Annotated in this window: 2 pseudogenes; both read right to left on the bottom strand. The window is 60.5% G+C overall.

From position 1 onward, the window contains the following. Positions 1 to 213 (bottom strand): annotated as a pseudogene (locus tag H483_RS27550) (GIY-YIG nuclease family protein); the annotation flags it as partial. A gap of 144 nt (positions 214 to 357) precedes the next feature. Further along, positions 358 to 645: pseudogene (locus tag H483_RS40065) on the bottom strand (hypothetical protein); the annotation flags it as partial.

Raw genomic sequence — 645 nt, 5'->3', positions numbered from 1 at the left:
CGTTTCACCGATGTAACAGCGGGTGCCGCCCTGTTCATCGGGACCGAGCAGGAAGTAGACGCAGGTGCCTGACAACTCGGCTCGGCGAACGAGTGCGCTCATTTCCGCGCGAGGCGCACTCAGGACCTGCCCTGTCCAGTTCAGAATTTCGGCGGTCGTCAGGCCGCCCGGGGTGCCGTCGACGAGGAAGAGTTCGATGTGCCTGCCGCTCATGCATTCGATCCTCGCAGCCAAGGCCGATGAATCGGCGAGGTTCGCGAGGTTTGTGGACGAACTCTCCGAGAATCGCTCGGTGTCAACCTGCCGTGAGTCAGTGGGGCTATTTGCAGGGTTGTTTTTCGTTGGCCATGTCAATTCCTACAACGTGCCAGGAGTCAGTGTCCGCCGCCGGGTCTGAAAGCGTTCTGGGTGTTTGTCGTAGTAGCGCTGCATGGCCTGGTCGCGGGTGCTGCAAGTGCTTTTCTTGGTGCCGTCACCGACTTGGGTGGGTGAGAACAGGGCAATCCCGCAGCGCTTGTGTTCGTGGTAGTACCAAGCCACCCACTCGTGCATGAGCCCCGCCATTTGTAACTTGGGACGGTCGCACGTACTGTCAGTGACGCAATCGACGCGGGGTGGAGCAGTTCGGTAGCTCGCTGGGCTCAT

The sequence above is a fragment of the Dietzia sp. UCD-THP genome (genome assembly GCF_000349585.1).
Classification (GTDB): Bacteria; Actinomycetota; Actinomycetes; order Mycobacteriales; family Mycobacteriaceae; genus Dietzia; species Dietzia natronolimnaea_A.
The sequence above is the reverse complement of the archived record's forward strand: the minus strand, read 5'-3'. Positions and strand labels throughout refer to the sequence as shown.